Raw genomic sequence first — 2990 nt, forward strand, 5'->3', positions numbered from 1 at the left:
TGCTCTTCCGCTGATGGTAGGTCTGATCTGCGGTACGTATTCGTCCGTATGCCTGTCCGGCTCTGTCTTGTATGTGCTGAATAAAAAGCGCATGGAGAAGAATGCCAAACCGGCTGGCAAGAAGGCAAAGGCAGAGAAGTAAAAAGTATAGGAAAAAAGATGGAATACAAGATTTTATACAAAGATGGCCGCGCAAAACGCGCGGAAATGAAAACGGTCCACGGAACCATCCAGACACCTGTTTTCATGAATGTCGGCACGGTGGCGGCGATCAAGGGCGCGGTTTCGACCGATGATCTCCGCACGATCGGCACGCAGGTGGAACTTTCCAATACCTACCACCTCCATGTCCGTACCGGCGACAAGCTGATCCGACAGTTTGGCGGTCTGCACAAATTTATGAACTGGGATCGCCCGATCCTCACGGATTCCGGCGGATTTCAGGTGTTTTCCCTGGCGGGACTGCGGAAGATTAAAGAAGAGGGCGTTTATTTTAACTCCCACATCGATGGTCACAAGATTTTCATGGGACCGGAGGAAAGTATGCAGATTCAGTCCAACTTAGGTTCGACGATCGCGATGGCATTTGATGAGTGCCCGCCGAGTCTTGCCGATCGGGACTATGTACAGAAATCAGTGGAGCGCACGACGCGCTGGCTGGCGCGCTGCAAGGATGAGATGGCACGCCTCAATGCACTGCCGGATACGGTCAACCGGGAACAGCTCCTGTTTGGTATCAATCAGGGGGCGATTTACGAGGATATCCGTATCGAACACGCGAAGGAAATCAGCAAAATGAACCTCGACGGCTATGCGGTCGGCGGTCTGGCAGTTGGCGAGAGCCATGAGGAAATGTACCGGATTCTGGATGCAGTCGTTCCGCACTTGCCGGAGGACAAGCCAACTTATCTTATGGGCGTCGGCACACCGGCAAACATCCTGGAAGCGGTAGACCGGGGCGTTGATTTCTTTGACTGTGTGTACCCGTCCCGGAATGGACGCCACAGCCATGTATACACGAACCATGGCAAATTAAATCTCCTGAACAGCAAATATGAGCTGGATCCGCGCCCGATCGAGGAAGGCTGCGGCTGCCCGGCATGCCGTTCTTACTCCCGCGCATATATCCGCCACCTGTTTAAGGCGAAGGAAATGCTGGGGATGAGATTATGCGTCTTGCATAATTTGTATTTTTATAATAAAATGATGGAAGAGATTCGCGACGCGATCGAACATCACTGTTATGCTGAGTATAAAGCAAAGAAACTTGCAGGCATGATGGGGGAATCGAACTAAAGGAGGGAATATACCACATGAGCAGCACAAGCGGAATGATCGTTTACCTTGTATTTATCATTGCCATCTTCTATTTTATGGCAATCCGTCCACAGTCCAAGGAAAAGAAAAAACAGGCAGAACTGATGGCAACCGTAGCAGTAGGCGACAGCGTTCTGACATCCAGCGGCTTCTACGGCGTGATTATCGATATGACCGATGACACTGTAATCGTAGAGTTCGGAAGCAACAAGAACTGCCGCATCCCGATGCGTAAGGATGCAATCGTTCAGGTTGAGAAACCGGAAGTGTAAAAAGAACGGTAAGAGAGTGAGAGGATCGCAGCTCCCGATGGGGGCGGCGGTCCTTTTTTTGTGTAACAGGAAATTCCTTGGAATTCCCTATGACACAAAAAGGTACATTCTTTGTTTTGCAGATAACCCCAGGTTATAGAATAAATTCCAAATTACTATACGGGGAATACCGGTTTTTCTTCGTCAGAAGATTGCAAAATAGGACGGAATCCGATATGATAAAAAGTAACCGTTTGAAACAAGGGAGGTATTTTATTATGAATTGCAATATTACTGTGATTCCGGGTGACGGAATCGGACCGGAGATTGTGAGAGAGGCATGCGGCGTGCTGGACAAGGTGGGCGCTGTCTACGGTCATACATTTAATTATACAAAAATCCTGATGGGCGGCTGTTCCATCGACGAGTACGGCGTACCGCTGACCGATGAGGCACTGGAGACCGCGAAAAAGAGTGATTCCGTCCTACTCGGTGCAGTCGGCGGCAACGTGGGAAATTCCCGCTGGTACGATGTAGCTCCGAACCTGCGTCCGGAGGCCGGTCTTCTTGCCATCCGTAAAGGTCTGGGACTGTTCGCGAATATCCGCCCGGCATACCTCTACAAAGAGCTGGCAGATGCCTGCCCGTTAAAGAAAGAGATCATCGGCGACGGCTTCGATATGGTTATCATGCGTGAGCTGACCGGCGGTCTGTACTTCGGCGACCGTTACACGAAGGAGATTGATGGCGTGACGACCGCGGTAGATACCCTGACCTACAATGAAAATGAGATCCGCCGGATCGCAATCAAGGCATTCGATATCGCGATGAAGCGCCGCAAGAGCGTTATTAGCGTCGATAAGGCAAACGTACTGGATTCCTCCCGCCTGTGGAGAAAGGTAGTCGAGGAAGTTGCTAAAGATTATCCGGAAGTTACCCTGACCCATATGCTGGTTGATAACTGTGCGATGCAGCTTGTCATGAATCCGGGACAGTTCGACGTGATCCTGACTGAGAACATGTTTGGCGATATTCTTTCTGACGAGGCAAGCATGATTACCGGCTCCATCGGTATGCTGTCTTCGGCCAGCTTAAACGAGGGCAAATTTGGTCTCTACGAGCCGAGCCACGGTTCCGCACCGGACATCGCGGGCAAGGACATCGCAAACCCGATTGCAACTATTCTTTCCGCAGCGATGATGCTCCGCTATTCCTTCGATCTGGATAAGGAAGCAAAAGCCATCGAGGATGCCGTACAGCAGGTACTGACCGATGGCTACCGTACCGTGGATATCATGGCGGATGGCTGCAAGCAGGTTGGAACCGTTGAGATGGGCAGGCTGATCTGTGAGAGAATTAAATAGAAAGATTGCAAAAATTCCATAAATGCGATAAAATCAAAGATAAACGTAAAAACCCCCC

The 2990-nt window shown here is 50.4% G+C and carries 3 protein-coding genes; all 3 read left to right on the plus strand.

Annotated elements, in window-relative coordinates:
- The first annotated feature begins 159 nt into the window (after positions 1–159).
- On the plus strand, positions 160–1296 hold the full coding sequence (tgt, locus tag QVO97_RS08265; protein ID WP_022359869.1) for a tRNA guanosine(34) transglycosylase Tgt: 1137 nt from the start codon (positions 160–162) through the stop codon (positions 1294–1296).
- 17 nt (positions 1297–1313) lie between these two features.
- Positions 1314–1589 (plus strand): preprotein translocase subunit YajC, encoded by a 276-nt coding sequence (gene yajC, locus QVO97_RS08270; RefSeq protein ID WP_022359870.1) that lies wholly within the window; start codon positions 1314–1316, stop codon positions 1587–1589.
- A 257-nt stretch (positions 1590–1846) separates the two neighbouring features.
- The gene (gene leuB, locus QVO97_RS08275; RefSeq protein WP_022359871.1) at positions 1847–2932 is read left to right on the plus strand and encodes a 3-isopropylmalate dehydrogenase; all 1086 of its coding nucleotides are present in this window, start codon (positions 1847–1849) and stop codon (positions 2930–2932) included.
- Positions 2933–2990 lie beyond the last annotated feature (58 nt).

The sequence above is a fragment of the Clostridium sp. CAG:43 genome, from assembly GCF_000434655.1.
Taxonomy (GTDB): Bacteria; Bacillota; Clostridia; order Lachnospirales; family Lachnospiraceae; genus Otoolea; species Otoolea fessa.

Bases quoted from the DNA above. Each gene is read 5' to 3' on its own strand.
- tgt (WP_022359869.1), top strand. From the start codon at position 160: ATGGAATACAAGATTTTATACAAAGATGGCCGCGCAAAACGCGCGGAA.
- yajC (WP_022359870.1), top strand. From the start codon at position 1,314: ATGAGCAGCACAAGCGGAATGATCGTTTACCTTGTATTTATCATTGCC.
- leuB (WP_022359871.1), top strand. From the start codon at position 1,847: ATGAATTGCAATATTACTGTGATTCCGGGTGACGGAATCGGACCGGAG.